The following is a 14,967-nucleotide window of genomic DNA, read 5'->3' as shown; positions in this document are numbered from 1 at the left end:
AGAAAACTTTATCTTGAAATAGTTTTTTCCAACATTTATAGAAGGGAGCTAATTATTCACCCATTTAATACCTGATCATTTAGATCGTATATCTTAGCCATTTTTGCGCGTTTTAAGGGGCTGATTGGATGGAATAAAATCGGTATTCGATTCGGTATCGACAAGAATATTCGATATATCAACATAAATTCACCTGTTATCAACAAAAATTACCAGGTATTCAACACAAATGACCAACCTATCAACAACTGCCAATTTCTAGACACAACTTGTCCACCCACTGTGGACAAATACTCCTAATTTGTCCACGAGCGGTGCCTGTCACCACAACTGCCACCACAACATCGGTAAAAATGAAAGGGCCAGTTCCTCCAAGGAATGGCCCTTTTCACATACTCTAGTGAGCCTGCTCATAGTATTAAAACAATAGTCAAAATTTTAAAAAAATATTATAGAATAGAAGTATATGATTATGTGGGGGGAATTTATTTGAAGAAGAAGATAGTATGGATTTTGCTTGGCCTTATCCTTCTATTCATCATTGTAACTGGGTATAACACTATTACCATTAAATCAAAACAACCATCGCCTCATCCTGCTAATACCACTCTTAATCAAGAAGAAGCGGTAGAGCATTTAGCGAAAGCTATTACCTTTAAGACCGTTTCCTACCAGGATCGCAGTCAGTTTGATTTCAAGGAATTTGATAAGTTTACCGCATTTTTGCAAACAAGTTATCCGACTGTTTTTCAGAAGCTTGATTTTGAAAAGATAAATGGCTACGGCTTAGTTTTCAAATGGAAAGGGTCGGATTCTAGTAAAAATCCAGTCGGCCTGACAAGCCATTATGATGTGGTTCCCGTGTTAAAAGATACGGAATCGAAGTGGGATCAGGATCCATTTAGCGGAGCAGTGGTTGACGGAAAGATCTGGGGTCGAGGAACGTTAGATGATAAAATCGGGGTAATCGGTATTCTCCAAGCTGTGGATTACTTATTGGCAAATGACTTTACACCCGACCGGGATCTTTATTTCATGTTTGGTTTTGACGAAGAAATCGGGGGAGATGAAGGGGCGAACAAAATCGTTTCTACCTTAAAAAAGCGGGGGATCATGTTTGATTACGTCTTAGATGAAGGCGGAGCAATCGTGGAAAATATGGTTCCGGGCGTGAAGCAGCCGGTCGGTGTTGTCGGCATTTCTGAAAAAGGCTCGGCAACTGCCCAATTGACCATTGAAGGCAGTGGCGGCCATTCCTCCCAGCCAAAAGATCACACCAATATTGGCCGTATAGCAAGTGCCATCGTCAAACTGGAAGATACCCAATTTAAAGGTGAGCTCCGAGGACCGGGAAAAGATCTATTTGAATATGTGGCTCCTGAAATGAGCTTCGGTATGAAATATGTGTTTGCCAATAAAATGATTTTCAAGCCGGTCATTGAAAAAATCTTATTGCAAAAACCTGCGTCAGCAGCATTAATTCGCACTACAATTGCTCCGACTATTTTTCAATCAGGCGAGCAATATAATGCCTTACCGGAAAGGGCAACGGCTATTATTAATCTGCGCTTAATGCCTGGGGATTCTTTGCAGGATGTTAAAAAATTTATTGTCGACGCGATCGACGATGATGATATTAAGGTGACAGTCACCGGCAGTGAAGCCTCAAAAGTGTCCTCCATTGACGGCTGGCCATTTAAATCGATCCAGCAGGCTGCCCGAAATATTTATACAAATGCGGTCGTAGCCCCATACCTCATGTTTGCCGGTTCTGACGCCAAACATTATGACCAGATTGCCAAAAATACGTATCGCTTCCTGCCAGTTCAGATTACCTCCGAAGACCTAAATCGAATGCATGGAACCAATGAACATATCAGTATAGAAAACTATTTAAACGCCATTAAATTTTATGTCGAAATACTGAAGGAAGCCAGTAGGATGGAAACGGTTGATTAATTTATGTAGCTGAATATATACAAATAGGCTGTTACTCGAGCAGAGTAATTCAAACTTGAATTAGCTCTGCTTTTTAATGTGGTTGACTGTACGAAGACTCCCCACTGAAGAAGCTATCTACATTTTTTTAACAAATTTTTGCATACAGCAATCAACTTTTCTATAAAAAGTTTAATACTTTCGTGATATACTATCAATGTTTATAAAGATACCCTTCCTTATTGACAGGAAAGAAGCAATATTTAGATAGAAAAAGTTCTAGTCTATAAATTTAAATATTTTCAACTATAAACAACGATTTATTCTGTAAAGAAAAAGTAGGTGTTAAATTGCGTTTAGTATCTATAGGGAACTGCCATCCTGGAATGGTAGTCGGAAAGCCCATTTATACAGAACGTGGAAATGTTCTTATCGCAGCAGGAGTTACCCTGACAAATAGGATCATCCATCGTTTACAACAAAGAAATGTATCCGTTTTATATATTCATGATGGCTTAACCGATGATTTAGAAATTGAAGATGGTGTACCCATTGAACTTCGGGCAGAAGCGAATATTAGAATTAAAGAAACATTTGATGAACTAGTTAAAGGAAATAGTCGTGGTGGAAAGAAAATCAAACATTTCAACGTTGATAGATTGCTGAATGTTCTTGACAGCTTGCTAAATGAAGTGCAAAGAACGAAAAAAGTGTCTAAATTATTGACTGATGTGTATATTCACGATGATTATACCTTTGCTCATTGTACGAATGTTACCATTTACACATTTGCGATGGCAATGGAATTAAAATTGACGAGAGGAGAAATGAAGGCCATCGGCATGGGAGCCATGTTGCACGACATTGGAAAATTACATGTTCCTCGAGAAATTCTTAATAAAAAAGGGAGATTGACAGCAGAAGAATTTGATTTGATTAAAAAACATACTGACTTTGGTTGGGAAATTCTCCGCAATGAGCCATCTATTTTTACTTCATCTGCTATTTGTGCCTATCAGCATCACGAGAAATTAGACGGAACAGGATATCCAAAAGGATTGAAAGGGGAAGAAATCTCCCGTTTCGCTAGACATTTAGCCGTAGCAGATGTATTCGATGCATTAACTTCAAATCGAAGTTACCGAAAAGCGATGCTCCCACATGAAGCGATGGAAATCCTTTATGCAGGAACACACTCCCAATTTGATCCCTTTTATCTTAAAGCATTCCAAAAAGCTGTGGCTACCTATCCTGTTGGTGTAACTGTCACCTTGAGTACTGGAGAAACGGCTGTTGTATCGGAATATAAATTTAACGTTCCTGACCGTCCAACTGTTCGTGTGATTAAAGATCCTTACGGAAACATATTGGATCAACCATATGAGATCGCTTTATCGGATCAATTGAATATTACAATTACAGGGTGCGATGCTATTCTCTAATAAACAAAAGGTTCCTTTTTCAAGGAACCTTTTATTTATGAAAACGGTAGATCCAATAAAAAAGCCGTTCAACAACTTTTTCTAGGCTCTGGAGTTTATTACAATCTCAACACGAACTTTAGGTGTTGACCGCATCGTAAACAGCAGAAACATAATCCCACCTGCAATTGGAATAATGAAGGCTGAAACGTGGTTTAGGAGAAGGCCTGCGGTGATCATCGCTAAAGGTAACATCGTTTTCGCGATGCTAATGCCGATACTAAGCACTCGCCCCCTAAATTCATCAGGAATTTCCTTTTGCATAAAATAAGCCAACGGTACATCGATCAAGGCAATAACGGCACCTATCAGTAGCATCACGATGCAGTAATAGATGACATAAAAGACCGGATGTAATAAATAACTTTCCAGTAATACCGGAAATCCTATTAGGATCATACATACTGCCAATGTAATACTCAAATACTTTAGAAAAATCCCATAAGAAATCTTGTTGGTTAATTTTTTTACCATTAACGCCCCAAGGATGATCCCCACGGGCAAAGCGCCCTCGATGATGCCAAATTCTTTTGGACTCAGTCCCAGCACCGTATTCAAAATATAGGGCAAAGGTACCATAACCGCAAAGCCCATAAAGAAATTAAGCGAAATGAGCAAAATAAAAAGGTTGATTAGATTCTTTTTTTCCTTCAAATATTGAAACCCTTCTTTGATATCTTTGATAAATTGGACCTTTTCCGTAGCCTGCTCACCCACTTGAAAAAGTTTAAAATTAATCAACATCAACGATAATCCTGAAAGAATGAAGGAGATTCCATTAAAGATAATAAAGGTTCTTATATCAAAAAGGGCAAACACAATTCCTCCAATCATTGGCCCCATGATGGAAGAGACGGAATCAATGATTTTACTGATCGAATTAATACTCATCAGCTTTTGTTCAGATACCATATTCGGCTTTGCTGCCTCCATTCCCACCCCAAAAAATGTTGTGAACACCGTCAACAAAAAGGTTGTTACATAAATGGTGATCAGATTTAAACCAACTATACTACTAAACCAAAACACCGCTACTAATAGGAGCCCATTTAACAAATCCATTGAAACAACCAGCCGTTTTTTGTTCCATTTATCGGCAATCACACCCGCAAATGGATTGATTAACACCATCGGAATAATTCCCAAAATCAAGGTGACTGCAAAGCTTAAAGCAGATCCTGTTAATTTTAAAACATATAAACCCAATGCAAATTGGTAAATCGATGTGCCAAATAAGGAAATCGTCTTCGCTGACGAATAAATGTAAAGATTTTTCCATTCTGTTCGATTTATGGAATTCATAACATCCACCTCACCTTTTCTTTAATAAAAGTGTAAGATGTCGGGTAAACCCAGCCGCAATAGGTGGATTTCATACTTTTTCAGCTGAAAAACAAAAAAAGATAGGGTTAACCCCACCTTTTTCCGAAAAATAAATAAGAATAGATTTCTTCTCCCTGGACAAAAAAGTCTTCGAATCGTCCGCCACGGTCAATCGGTTCAGAAAGCCTTTCATCCAGTGTTTCATATCCCAATTCAGCAATTTTTTTTCTGATTTTGTTCACCATGAAATGATCCCGGTATTCGGAAGCAATTTTACTTTTTGGACTGAAATTTTTAAAAGTCAAATACGATCCTAATAGATACCCCTCCCGCTTGATGAGGTGATCTACCTCCCGAAGCAGAAACGCTTCATGTTTAAAGCTGTAATTGCTCGTTCCCGAGGAATCAATCAAAATATCGACGGTTTGGTTGGGGATAGGAATTTCCAGAAAGTCTGCACAAATAAAAAGGATTTTTCGCTTGAAATCACTTCTCTCCAGCAGGCTTTTTAAAAACTGATGCCGCTCCAGATTATGATCCACAGCAATGTAGAGACAATCCTCCGGTAATTCCTGAAGAATATTTCGAAGGAAAAAACCAACCCCTGTTCCCAGCTCAAGCAAGACCTTCTTGTGCAAATCGATTTGATGAAGCTTCCGTTTCGATACATGCAAGCTAATATTGAGATTTTCCAGAAATGTCGTGTCCGTTTCCTGAATATATTCATGGACACTGTTTGCTAGTGCACTTTCACTTTCGGGCCTTACCGGATTTCCTACTATTAATATCCCGGATTCTATGAGGTAGACCTCTCCACACTCACAGGAAAGCTTGCCATCCATGATCTGATTTCGACTAATGGTCCCGTCCAGAAGTGTGAGAGGCTCATGGCATTTATGACAGCAAAGTAGATTTAAAACACTTAGATCGATGCCCGTTGAATCGCGTTCCCTTAAAGATTTAGCGGCAAGCTGATCTATTTTTCCCTTTAACTTTTGGCTAATATTTTGTTGATCCTTAATTTCCTGTTCCACTTTTTCTACTTTATTTAAAAACAACGATTGGTAGTAAAGCTCCGTTTCATAATCTGTCAGGTTTCCAAAGCTTTTATAATGAAATATTGTTTTGATTTCATTTAGACTAAATCCCATCCCCTTAAATTCCAAAATAAGCTCCAGGTCCTTTTGACAGTTCTCGTCAAATTCGTATTGGCCGCCCTTCTTTTCTGGAACAATTAACCCCAAATCCATGTAATGCCGGATTGTATCGATACTCAAGTTATTTTCCTTACCAAATTTCCCGATTCTCATCATTCATCACCAGTGATTTTTTATTCTTACCATACAATTCTCGGTAAATCTTGAAAAGTCCTACCATTTTTATCTTGAAATTTTAGAATTATGTGTATACTCTAGTAACACAAAGGGGGAGTTGACATGATTAGAAAACTTACTGAGCAGGATCATCAACAGATAATGGCTTTTTTAAGTGAGGAGCCTTCTATTAATCTTTTTATCATCGGTGATATTGAAGCCTTCGGTTATTCTTCAGAATTTCAGGAGCTTTGGGCAGAGTTTGATGCTGAAAACAATATAAAAGCGGTGATGCTCAGATTTCATCAATCCTTTATTCCTTATGCTAAGGGGGAATTCGATATCGACGGGTTTGCTGCCATTATGAAACAGTACATCCAACCTATTTCACTTTCAGGCAAGTCCGATATCGTGGAAAAATTTGAAGGCTACGAAGGTTTGAAATTGGGTGCAAAAAGGATTACTTTCTTTGCTGAATGCCGTTCCGACGAAAATCTTAGTACTACTGATGTCGAGGTAAAAAAGGCTACCATTGCGGACGTTGATCAAATCATTGAGCTTCGCAGTTTAATAGAAGAATTCCATATAAATAAAGATGCACGCAAAATGTTAGTTCAGGTGATGGAGTCTAACTCTGGCAGAACCTATTATACTGGAGACAAAGGCATGATGACTGCATGCGTTTCTACCACCGCAGAAAATTCCATGTCAGCGATGATTGTCGGAGTTTGTACCCGGAAGGAATATCGCCGTAAGGGCTTGGCAACGGCTATCATGCAAAAGTTATTTAAGGAAGTCTTGAGTGAAGGAAAAATCCTGTGCCTTTTTTATGATAATCCCGAAGCAGGGCGCATTTACAAAAGACTTGGCTTTAAAGATATTGGGATGTGGACGATGCATCAGTAAAAATTTAAGGGATACCGTTTTTTACGTTATCCCTTGATTTTGATTAATATGATTAAAATTGAATTGGACACCGTATTCAAAGAATTGATTGTCTAAACTCCGTTTTCTAATAACCTTTCCGTAAAAAACTAACTCTCTGCCATTTAAGGTTAGCAAGATTTTATACATATTTAAGTAATTCACCGGGAATTCCACTTGGCTGGCACATCTCATTCCACCCGCACTCAAATCAATAACATAGACGACTTCCTCGTTTTCTGATATCATTTTTTGATCAAACGAAGTACTGACAAGTTCGATCGAGGCTTTCATGGGAATGTTGAATTTTACTCGGTCATATACTCTTCGACTTATCTTAGTTTTCATCGAATCACCTGGTGAGTTTTTTGTAGAAATTACATATATGGAATTATAATCTATTTCTCTCTAAAAAAATAGGTTTGCATTTTAATCTGTTCTTCTTATTTGTGAAAAAGGGAAAAAGACAAATTCTGATTGCCCAATAATTTCTGCTTTTTGGATAAAGCCTAAACCGTTCCTGCTATCCATGCTGTATAGTCTGTTGTCCCCCATCACGAAATATTGGTTCTTTGGAACTTTGATTGGTCCAAAGTCACCTGTTAATAGATTGCTCACTCTCTTTGCTAATTTCCGATTTTCCGATAGATATGGTTCGTCAAACAATACCCCATTTATAACTAATTGATCGTTTTCCATTTCAATGGTATCTCCAGGTAGACCGATTAGTCTTTTTACGTAGTTTTCATCTTCCCCTTTTATAATAATGATTTCCCCTCTTTTGAGGTCACCCCATTTATTCACAAAAACCCTTTCTTGGTTATGTAGTGTTGGTTCCATTGATGCCCCTTCCACTTCATAGGGGGAGAAAAAAAATGTCCTCACTACAGCAGCGATTCCAATCGCAATGATCATCGATTTCCCCCAGCTTTTCAACTCACGTTTTGTATGTGATTTCACCAGTAATCGCCTCCTTTCATGAATAAATGTCTGCTTTAAGAAGTCCGTAAAGCTCTATATCAACAATTCCTTTGCCTGACCACAATGTTGCTTGTCTTAGTAGTCCTTCTTTACTAAAACCATTTTTTAAAAGGACTCTTTTTGAATTCTCATTTTGCGGCATGACTTCAGCCTGAATTCGGTTAATATCTGCTTTTTCGAATAAAAATTCTATTAATACTCTTACGGCTTCAGTGGCAATCCCTTTGCCCCAATAGGATTCATTAATTAGATAGCCTACCGTGACCATATTGACTTTTTGATTGAAATCAAGCGCCTCAATGATCCCAACCAACTCATTTTGCTGAAAGATTCCCCATTTGACCCTAGTTCTTTTTAAGAAATCCCGCTCAAAATGGCCAATCATTTTTCTGACGGTTTCTTTATTGTGCTTAGGAATGATGCCGCAAAAATCAAATATCCGTTCATTGTCGTAAATAGCAAATACTGCATCGAGGTCCTGTTCAGTGATCTTTTTGAGAGTGAGAGATTCAGAGGATAAGGTCGGCATCTCTTGAAAAATAGCTTCCATGTTCATTTTAATTGGTTCACCTCATTGATATGTACGTCACTGTTTCCAGTATAAACCAATTTTGTGATTTGCTCTACTTTTTTATAGGGGCAGGTGGCTATCAGACTTCTCTCGGCACTTTTTATGGCTACCTCCCCTTGATGGACTCTTCTACAAGACTACTTCTCCATTTTTAACCAAAACAGGCGCGTAGAACCTCTCTACACGCCTGAAATCTACCACTACCTCATTATTTTAAGCATCCGGCAAACATTTTCTACAGCAAATGCCAAATTAGCTTCCCCAAACATTAAAGCTTCATCTAAAGAAGTTACTCCTTTTAAAATTCCAAAAATCCCGGTGATCCCATGTTCATATAGAGCCTCGGAACCGTCCCCCACCTTGCCGGCAAAGGCAATGACAGGAACAGAATGTTTTTTCGCAATGGTGGCTACCCCTGATGGTGTCTTGCCGAACAGGGTTTGACTATCCATGCTGCCTTCTCCAGTAAAAACATAGTCTGCGCCTATGATTCGCTCCTCTAGCCTGCTATACTCAATGACCAGGTCAATTCCTTTTTTCAATTTTGCATGTAAGAATGCCATAAGACCAGCTCCAAGTCCGCCAGCGGCCCCTGCTCCTGGCATCCACGCAATATCATGATTTAATTGTTGCTTTATCATGTTGGCATAGTGGGTGAGATTTTGATCCAACACCTTGACCATCTCAGGAGTTGCGCCTTTTTGCGGTCCAAAAATGACTGAGGCCCCGGTTCCACCGATCAGGGGATTTGTGACATCGCAGGCCACATCGATTTGAGCGATTTTTAACCTCTCATCCAATCCGCTTATATCAATCGTATGTAAGCGGTGTAGGGCCCCGCCGCCAAACTCTAATTCACCACCATTTTCATCCTTAAAGGAAACACCTAAAGCCTGGAGCATTCCGACTCCTCCATCATTGGTCGCACTACCGCCGATTCCTATTAAAAATCGACGGACTCCTTGATCCAGGGCATGTTTGATTAGTTCCCCGGTACCATAACTAGTCGTGATAAGCGGATTTCGCTCCTCCGATGTCAGTAATTCCAAACCACTTGCTCTGGCCATTTCAATGACAGCCGTTTGCCCCTCTGACAAAAGACCATATTCCGCAAATATCTGTTTTCCTAGTGGACCGATTACTTCTGTTTGAATAAGTTCCCCATTAAACAGGTTTACTAGAGATTCCAACGTCCCTTCTCCACCATCAGCCATCGGAACCAACACACATTCCGCATCAGGAAAGACCTTTTTTATACCTTTTTCCATAGCAAGAGCAGCCTTTTTCGCTGTCATACTTTCTTTAAATGAATCAGGTGCCAGCACAAACTTCATAACCATCTATCCTTTACTTACCATTTTAAGACTAATAGAATTGTTCCAGCAGTGATGACAATTCCGCCAATAATCGTATGCTTTTGCGGCTTTTCTTTTAAAAAAATAAAACTTAACAGCATGGTAAGAACAACACTAAATTTATCAATCGGAGCCACAATAGAGACTTTTCCGATCGCAATAGCGGCAAAATAACATAACCAGGATAGCCCTGTTCCAACTCCCGAGAGGATTAGAAACAAATAACCTTTTTTCGAAATTTCTTTCATTTCCTTATGAGTTCCTTGGAAAAAGACAATCGCCCAGGAGAACACCAAAATCACAATGGTCCGTAGAAAGGTCGCCACATTGGAATCTACCTCAATCATCCCCAGCTTTGCTAATATAGACGTTAGAGCCGCAAATAAAGCAGATATAATCGCGTACAAAATATAGATTTGTGAACCGGTAAATCGTCTCTTTTCTTCATTTTTTCCAATCAAAATAAATGTTCCTACGGCAATGATTGCCCCTCCTGCCATTACAAGGGGGTTGGCCGGCTCTCTTAAAACAAGAACGGAGAAAGCAATGGTTAGGACAACGCTGGATTTATCAATAGGAACAACTATAGAGACATCCCCTATTGCCAATGACTTAAAGAAAAATAGCCAGGAGAACCCCGTGGCCAAGCCAGACATGACTATAAACCCAAATTCTTTTCTGGAGATCAGCACGATATCTCCAAAATGGCCGGTAACCATCACGACCAGGAAAGACATCAGTAAAACAACAATGGTCCGGATTGCGGTGGCTAAGTTAGAGTTCAAATTCTCTATTCCAATTTTAGCTAGAATTGCTGTAAGCGCCGCAAATATGGCTGCTAATAATGCTAAAAAAATACTCATTGTTTTCTCCTTTTTCTTGTTCCGCTATAGAGTTTAACAAAAAAAGGCCAGGTTATTTGGCCAAAAACGAAGAGCAATTCCTTATTTCAAAAACCGTCGAACTAATTTTAAATTCTTATCATTGTATGGCGGGAATAACAATGGTAAATCAATTTTCGTGCTTTTCTTGAGAATGCTTTTGGCATGTGAAAAGGTCGTAAAGCTATAATGCCCGTGGTAGGCTCCAATCCCAGAGTTGCCTACACCGCCAAAAGGCAATTCAGGGTTTGCCAGGTGTGTGACTGTTTCATTAATGCTTACCCCGCCAGAAGATACTTCCGTCAACACCTTTTCTTCAACTTGTCTATCCGATGTAAAAAGATATAAGGCCAATGGTTTCGGAAGTTGGTTAATAGAGATTATGGCATCATCTAATTCCTTGTACGGTAAAATGGGCAGCAGCGGCCCAAATATTTCATCCTCCATTGATGGTGAATTCCAAGTGGCTTCAATCAAAGTTGGTTCAAAAAAGCGGGTTTCGGAATTGGTAGCTCCTCCAAAAATGATGTGATCCCTTTCTTTTTCAAGAATGTTTTTTAATCGGGCAAAATGTTTATCACTAACAATTCTCCCAAAATCGGGACTCTTTTCAATATTGGTTCCGTAAAACTTAGTAAGCGTTCGCTTCATTTCATCAATCAATGCATCTTTAACACTTTCGTGTACCAATAGATAATCCGGAGCAACACAGGTTTGCCCTGAGTTTAACGTTTTTCCCCAAACGATTCGATTAGCCGCCACTTTAATATCAGCACTTTGATCAACAATAACAGGACTCTTCCCGCCCAATTCAAGGGTGACAGGCACCAATTTTTTCGCAGCTGCTTCCATGACGATTCTTCCAACAGGAACACTTCCGGTAAAGAAAATATAATCAAAGGATGCATGGATTAATGATGTGGTCGTTTCGACTCCGCCTTGGACAGAACGTATATAGGCTCTATCAAAAATGGTATCAACCATTTCCGTTATGACAGCTGAAACATTAGGAACAACTTCTGAAGGCTTTAAAACAACACAGTTTCCGGCTGCAATCGCACCAATAAGGGGTTCAATCAACAGCTGAAAGGGGTAATTGAAGGGTCCAATAATAAGAACTGTCCCATAAGGCTCGTACCTGATCATGCTTTTTGATGGAAATAAAGCAACCGGTGTCTTCACCTTTTTAGGTTTTGCCCATTTTTTTAATCTCTTCATGGTATGGGTAATGCTATTTAACACAAATCCGACCTCGGAAGCGTACGACTCGAAAGGATGCTTTCCAAGATCTTTCCTTAGCGCTTCGTTAATTTGGGACTCGTACTGCATAATCCCCTTTTTTAATCTCTCTAGCTGCTGCAAACGAAAATCGATATTTTTTGTTTCTTGGGAATGGAAGTATTGATAATGCTCTTGAAGAATATCACTTACATTTTCTGGGGTTAATTCAGGGAAAATCATGACATTCACCACCTTCATTACTATTTTTGGCGAATCTTTATCATTTATTATAGACGTTAAAACTTCGTCTAGCTATGTTTTGGTCACCTTTTAATATAAAAAAAAGACACATTAAGTGCCTCCTTATAACTGAAAACCATTTATTCTATTTTTCCGTCACCGCAAAGTAATTCTCTTCATAATCAGCAAAATTAAATACTCTGCCTGTAGGCATGGTTACAATATCGCCGACTTTAATATTTTTACTAGACAAATCACTATGGAACTGATCAAGATTTTGTGTAAAGAACATTAAAGATGGAGTGCCAAGGTTTAATTCAGGTGCCATTTTGGCAACGAATTCCTTATTGTGCAGAATGAGCGTAGTTTCTGCGTTCTCTGTTGGGGCAATTTCAATCCATCTCATCTGACCATTATCTACCTCAGAAATCACCTTGAAGCCAACTGCTTCGGTCCAAAACTTCACTGCTTCATCTTGATTGTTCACATACAACATAATCTGTCCAACTTGATTAATCAAATCCTTCACTCCCTTTTTTATATTCCCTATTTATTGGCTAAACCAACCAAATATAAACCCCTAGTGCCAGTAAAGCCAAAAAAATAAATACGACATAGATCAAAGTTAAGTTAGTAGTATTCTGCTTGGACGATCCACTGTAATTTTCATCCGGCTTTTTCGTAACTACCAGGGTTAAAATCAATGAAATAATTAGGATTAGCACAACTAAGCCCATTATAAGTTTCATGGCTGCACCTCTTATTCATTCCTCTGATTGCTAACATCCTATAAAAAGTCAAGGCAAACAGTAAAAGCCCTATACCAAAAAGGATACCTCCAGCCACTAAAAAGCTATGAATATAGGTATTTACGATAATTTGGTAATAACCAGTATCCGCCCCATCCTGATCTACTAACAAAACTTCTGCAACTGATGTTCCAAAATGAACATTTAAAAAATCAGGATTAGTCCTCTCAAGTCCTTTAAGGAACCTATGGACATTAAAATCGTAATATTTTGCTTTGTTACTCTATCCCCTCCCTTTATATGGCTTTCCTCCTTGCTGTATTCCAAAAAAATTTCACCATTTACACAGAGCCAATAGTTTATAATTCGCCAATAGACCGGAAATCCCCTCCAGAAAGATTCATAGTTTAAATTCGTTTCCATTCAGAAGACAAGCTTAATTCCAATGGAAAGCTGTATGAATCCAAGCTTTAATCTTGAATCCCCTGCCTAATATGGTATGTTATAAATAAACTTAACTGGAACATTTTTCAAAAAGGGGGATTTCTTTTGAGAAAAATAACTATTATTTACATACTATTAATAGTTTTATTATTATCGGCATGTGGTTCAGCAAAAGTACCCATGCACACAAATGGACATCAAATGATGGATATGAAACCGGCTAGCGGAGAGGATACGTTATCAGAATGGATCACACCCGAGAGTATGAATCCCAATCAACCAGTACCTATTTCGATCCTTATAAAAGACAAAAATAACAAGCTGATAAAAAATTTTGAAACGGTTAGTACGAAGAAAATGCACTTAGTGGTCGTAAGTAAAGACCTTTCTTACTTCGCTCATATCCACCCAGCTTTAAAGGAAGATGGAAGGTTCGAAATCACGACGAAATTCCCATCAAGCGGGGATTACAAGCTTATTGCAGAAATGACACCGGTCGGGGCTAGTGATTACAGTATTGAAAATCATTGGGTAACGGTACAGGGAACTCCGCCAGAGCCAGTAACACTGGAACCAGACAAAACGCTAACAAAAGTGATCGACGGAACCAAGGTTACGCTATCTTTTGATGAGAAACTTACGGCAAAAAAAAATATCGATATGAACTTTACTTTACATGATGCCGCATCAAATAAACCAATAAAAAATTTACAACCCTATCTAGGAACGGTCGGTCATGCAGTAGCTATTGATCAGGAGGTAAAACAGTTCATGCACATTCACCCCTTATATCCAAAAGGTAAAGGCCCTAAAGTGGTCTTCATGACCTATTTCCCGACCAAGGGTGTTTATAAAGTCTGGGGGCAATTTAATGTAAATGGCCATATTTTGACTGTTCCATTTGTCCTCAACGTAGAATAGCTAAGGAGGCGGCCATCCAATCAAATCGGAAGTGGCCCCTTTTTTTTTACAACATAACAGCTGACAAACACCCACTCTTTAATTAAAGAGGTTTACGATTTTTTCATTCTCTTTAATAATTTAACTAGAAAAAAACCGATTGCCACAATACAAAGTAATATAAAAAAAGGAATAATTATATTATTAATCATGAAGAATCCTTCCTTTCACATCTTTTCATCTCAACATTTTTATACAATTTTAACTTAATCTATCATTTACCAAAAATGATAAAAGGGCATGTTATTACCCACATTAATGAAAAAACGGCGCAATAACCAGCATTATTACTGACAAGGAGACCAAGGTTACGCTAACCTTTCTCGGCAGCTTTTTTCTTCCTCCACCATTGTAAAAACCGGAAAACTGCAGCTTATTTCGATAAAAAACCAAAAGTAAAATTAAGATAGATATACCGACTAGCCACCCCCCACTTGTTTGATCTACATGTAATCCTAGGCTCTTATAGATTAACTCAGCGATTCCCCCCATTACTCCACCAAGAATGACAAGGATTATTGTTACCCGGATTAACTCCAAAATGACTCTCAACAGGATTCATTCCTTTCAAAACACATAAAAGCTT

Annotated in this window: 15 protein-coding genes; 4 read left to right on the top strand and 11 right to left on the bottom strand. The window is 38.7% G+C overall.

From position 1 onward, the window contains the following. Positions 1 to 489 precede the first annotated feature (489 nt). Together ACI3K6_RS16495 and ACI3K6_RS16490 are read left to right on the top strand one after the other, a co-directional pair. Positions 490 to 1,959, top strand: a complete 1,470-nt coding sequence (locus ACI3K6_RS16495) for a M20 family peptidase (protein ID WP_435555679.1) — start codon at positions 490 to 492, stop codon at positions 1,957 to 1,959. A gap of 329 nt (positions 1,960 to 2,288) precedes the next feature. After that, entirely contained in the window at positions 2,289 to 3,380 is a 1,092-nt protein-coding gene (locus ACI3K6_RS16490; RefSeq protein ID WP_435555678.1) for an HD-GYP domain-containing protein, read from the top strand. 81 nt (positions 3,381 to 3,461) lie between these two features. On the opposite strand, the gene ACI3K6_RS16485 is transcribed toward ACI3K6_RS16490, so the two are convergent. Further along, positions 3,462 to 4,721: an MFS transporter gene (locus ACI3K6_RS16485; RefSeq protein WP_435555677.1), complete on the bottom strand. Its 1,260-nt coding sequence runs from the start codon at positions 4,719 to 4,721 to the stop codon at positions 3,462 to 3,464. Positions 4,722 to 4,828: 107 nt separating this feature from the next. Continuing rightward, positions 4,829 to 6,052 carry a MerR family transcriptional regulator gene (locus ACI3K6_RS16480; protein WP_435555676.1) on the bottom strand — a complete coding sequence of 408 codons (1,224 nt, stop codon included), beginning with the start codon at positions 6,050 to 6,052 and terminating at the stop codon, positions 4,829 to 4,831. Between the two features lie 126 nt (positions 6,053 to 6,178). Here ACI3K6_RS16480 and ACI3K6_RS16475 point away from each other — a divergent pair, with 126 nt between their 5' ends. Next, positions 6,179 to 6,961, top strand: coding sequence for a GNAT family N-acetyltransferase (locus ACI3K6_RS16475; protein ID WP_435555675.1), 783 nt, complete (start codon positions 6,179 to 6,181; stop codon positions 6,959 to 6,961). 21 nt (positions 6,962 to 6,982) lie between these two features. Here ACI3K6_RS16475 and ACI3K6_RS16470 read toward each other — a convergent pair whose 3' ends face one another. The 8 genes from ACI3K6_RS16470 to ACI3K6_RS16435 form a co-directional block, all read right to left on the bottom strand. Continuing rightward, positions 6,983 to 7,327, bottom strand: a complete 345-nt coding sequence (locus tag ACI3K6_RS16470) for a PilZ domain-containing protein (protein WP_335477133.1) — start codon at positions 7,325 to 7,327, stop codon at positions 6,983 to 6,985. Between the two features lie 81 nt (positions 7,328 to 7,408). After that, on the bottom strand, positions 7,409 to 7,942 hold the full coding sequence (lepB, locus tag ACI3K6_RS16465) for a signal peptidase I (protein WP_435555709.1): 534 nt from the start codon (positions 7,940 to 7,942) through the stop codon (positions 7,409 to 7,411). Positions 7,943 to 7,955: 13 nt separating this feature from the next. Beyond that, positions 7,956 to 8,516, bottom strand: a complete 561-nt coding sequence (locus tag ACI3K6_RS16460) for a GNAT family N-acetyltransferase (RefSeq protein WP_435555674.1) — start codon at positions 8,514 to 8,516, stop codon at positions 7,956 to 7,958. 215 nt (positions 8,517 to 8,731) lie between these two features. Beyond that, complete coding sequence (locus ACI3K6_RS16455) at positions 8,732 to 9,865, bottom strand: glycerate kinase family protein (RefSeq protein ID WP_435555673.1); 1,134 nt, start codon at positions 9,863 to 9,865, stop codon at positions 8,732 to 8,734. A 17-nt stretch (positions 9,866 to 9,882) separates the two neighbouring features. Then, the gene (locus tag ACI3K6_RS16450; protein ID WP_435555672.1) at positions 9,883 to 10,749 is read right to left on the bottom strand and encodes an EamA family transporter; all 867 of its coding nucleotides are present in this window, start codon (positions 10,747 to 10,749) and stop codon (positions 9,883 to 9,885) included. A gap of 81 nt (positions 10,750 to 10,830) precedes the next feature. Beyond that, positions 10,831 to 12,228: an aldehyde dehydrogenase gene (locus ACI3K6_RS16445; RefSeq protein WP_435555671.1), complete on the bottom strand. Its 1,398-nt coding sequence runs from the start codon at positions 12,226 to 12,228 to the stop codon at positions 10,831 to 10,833. Positions 12,229 to 12,373: 145 nt separating this feature from the next. Beyond that, the gene (locus tag ACI3K6_RS16440; protein WP_335477128.1) at positions 12,374 to 12,748 is read right to left on the bottom strand and encodes a VOC family protein; all 375 of its coding nucleotides are present in this window, start codon (positions 12,746 to 12,748) and stop codon (positions 12,374 to 12,376) included. A 37-nt stretch (positions 12,749 to 12,785) separates the two neighbouring features. Continuing rightward, entirely contained in the window at positions 12,786 to 12,977 is a 192-nt protein-coding gene (locus ACI3K6_RS16435) for a hypothetical protein (RefSeq protein ID WP_335477127.1), read from the bottom strand. Between the two features lie 549 nt (positions 12,978 to 13,526). Between ACI3K6_RS16435 and ACI3K6_RS16430 the strand changes: the two genes are divergently transcribed. Further along, a complete protein-coding gene (locus ACI3K6_RS16430; RefSeq protein ID WP_435555670.1) occupies positions 13,527 to 14,342 on the top strand; it encodes a hypothetical protein in 816 nt (271 codons plus the stop codon). Positions 14,343 to 14,636: 294 nt separating this feature from the next. On the opposite strand, the gene ACI3K6_RS16425 is transcribed toward ACI3K6_RS16430, so the two are convergent. After that, positions 14,637 to 14,933, bottom strand: coding sequence for a hypothetical protein (locus ACI3K6_RS16425; RefSeq protein ID WP_335477125.1), 297 nt, complete (start codon positions 14,931 to 14,933; stop codon positions 14,637 to 14,639). Between the last annotated feature and the right edge of the window lie 34 nt (positions 14,934 to 14,967).

The sequence above is a fragment of the Neobacillus solisequens genome (assembly GCF_051233465.1).
In the GTDB taxonomy this organism is placed as follows: domain Bacteria; phylum Bacillota; class Bacilli; order Bacillales; family Cytobacillaceae; genus Neobacillus.
This window is presented reverse-complemented; position numbering and strand designations above follow the sequence as displayed.

Excerpts from the sequence above, each read along its gene's own strand:
- ACI3K6_RS16450 (WP_435555672.1), bottom strand. The coding sequence starts at position 10,749 with ATGAGTATTTTTTTAGCATTATTAGCAGCCATATTTGCGGCGCTTACA.
- ACI3K6_RS16445 (WP_435555671.1), bottom strand. The coding sequence starts at position 12,228 with ATGATTTTCCCTGAATTAACCCCAGAAAATGTAAGTGATATTCTTCAA.
- ACI3K6_RS16470 (WP_335477133.1), bottom strand. The coding sequence starts at position 7,327 with ATGAAAACTAAGATAAGTCGAAGAGTATATGACCGAGTAAAATTCAAC.
- ACI3K6_RS16435 (WP_335477127.1), bottom strand. The coding sequence starts at position 12,977 with ATGAAACTTATAATGGGCTTAGTTGTGCTAATCCTAATTATTTCATTG.
- ACI3K6_RS16475 (WP_435555675.1), top strand. The coding sequence starts at position 6,179 with ATGATTAGAAAACTTACTGAGCAGGATCATCAACAGATAATGGCTTTT.
- ACI3K6_RS16485 (WP_435555677.1), bottom strand. The coding sequence starts at position 4,721 with ATGAATTCCATAAATCGAACAGAATGGAAAAATCTTTACATTTATTCG.
- ACI3K6_RS16480 (WP_435555676.1), bottom strand. The coding sequence starts at position 6,052 with ATGAGAATCGGGAAATTTGGTAAGGAAAATAACTTGAGTATCGATACA.
- ACI3K6_RS16460 (WP_435555674.1), bottom strand. The coding sequence starts at position 8,516 with ATGAACATGGAAGCTATTTTTCAAGAGATGCCGACCTTATCCTCTGAA.
- ACI3K6_RS16455 (WP_435555673.1), bottom strand. The coding sequence starts at position 9,865 with ATGAAGTTTGTGCTGGCACCTGATTCATTTAAAGAAAGTATGACAGCG.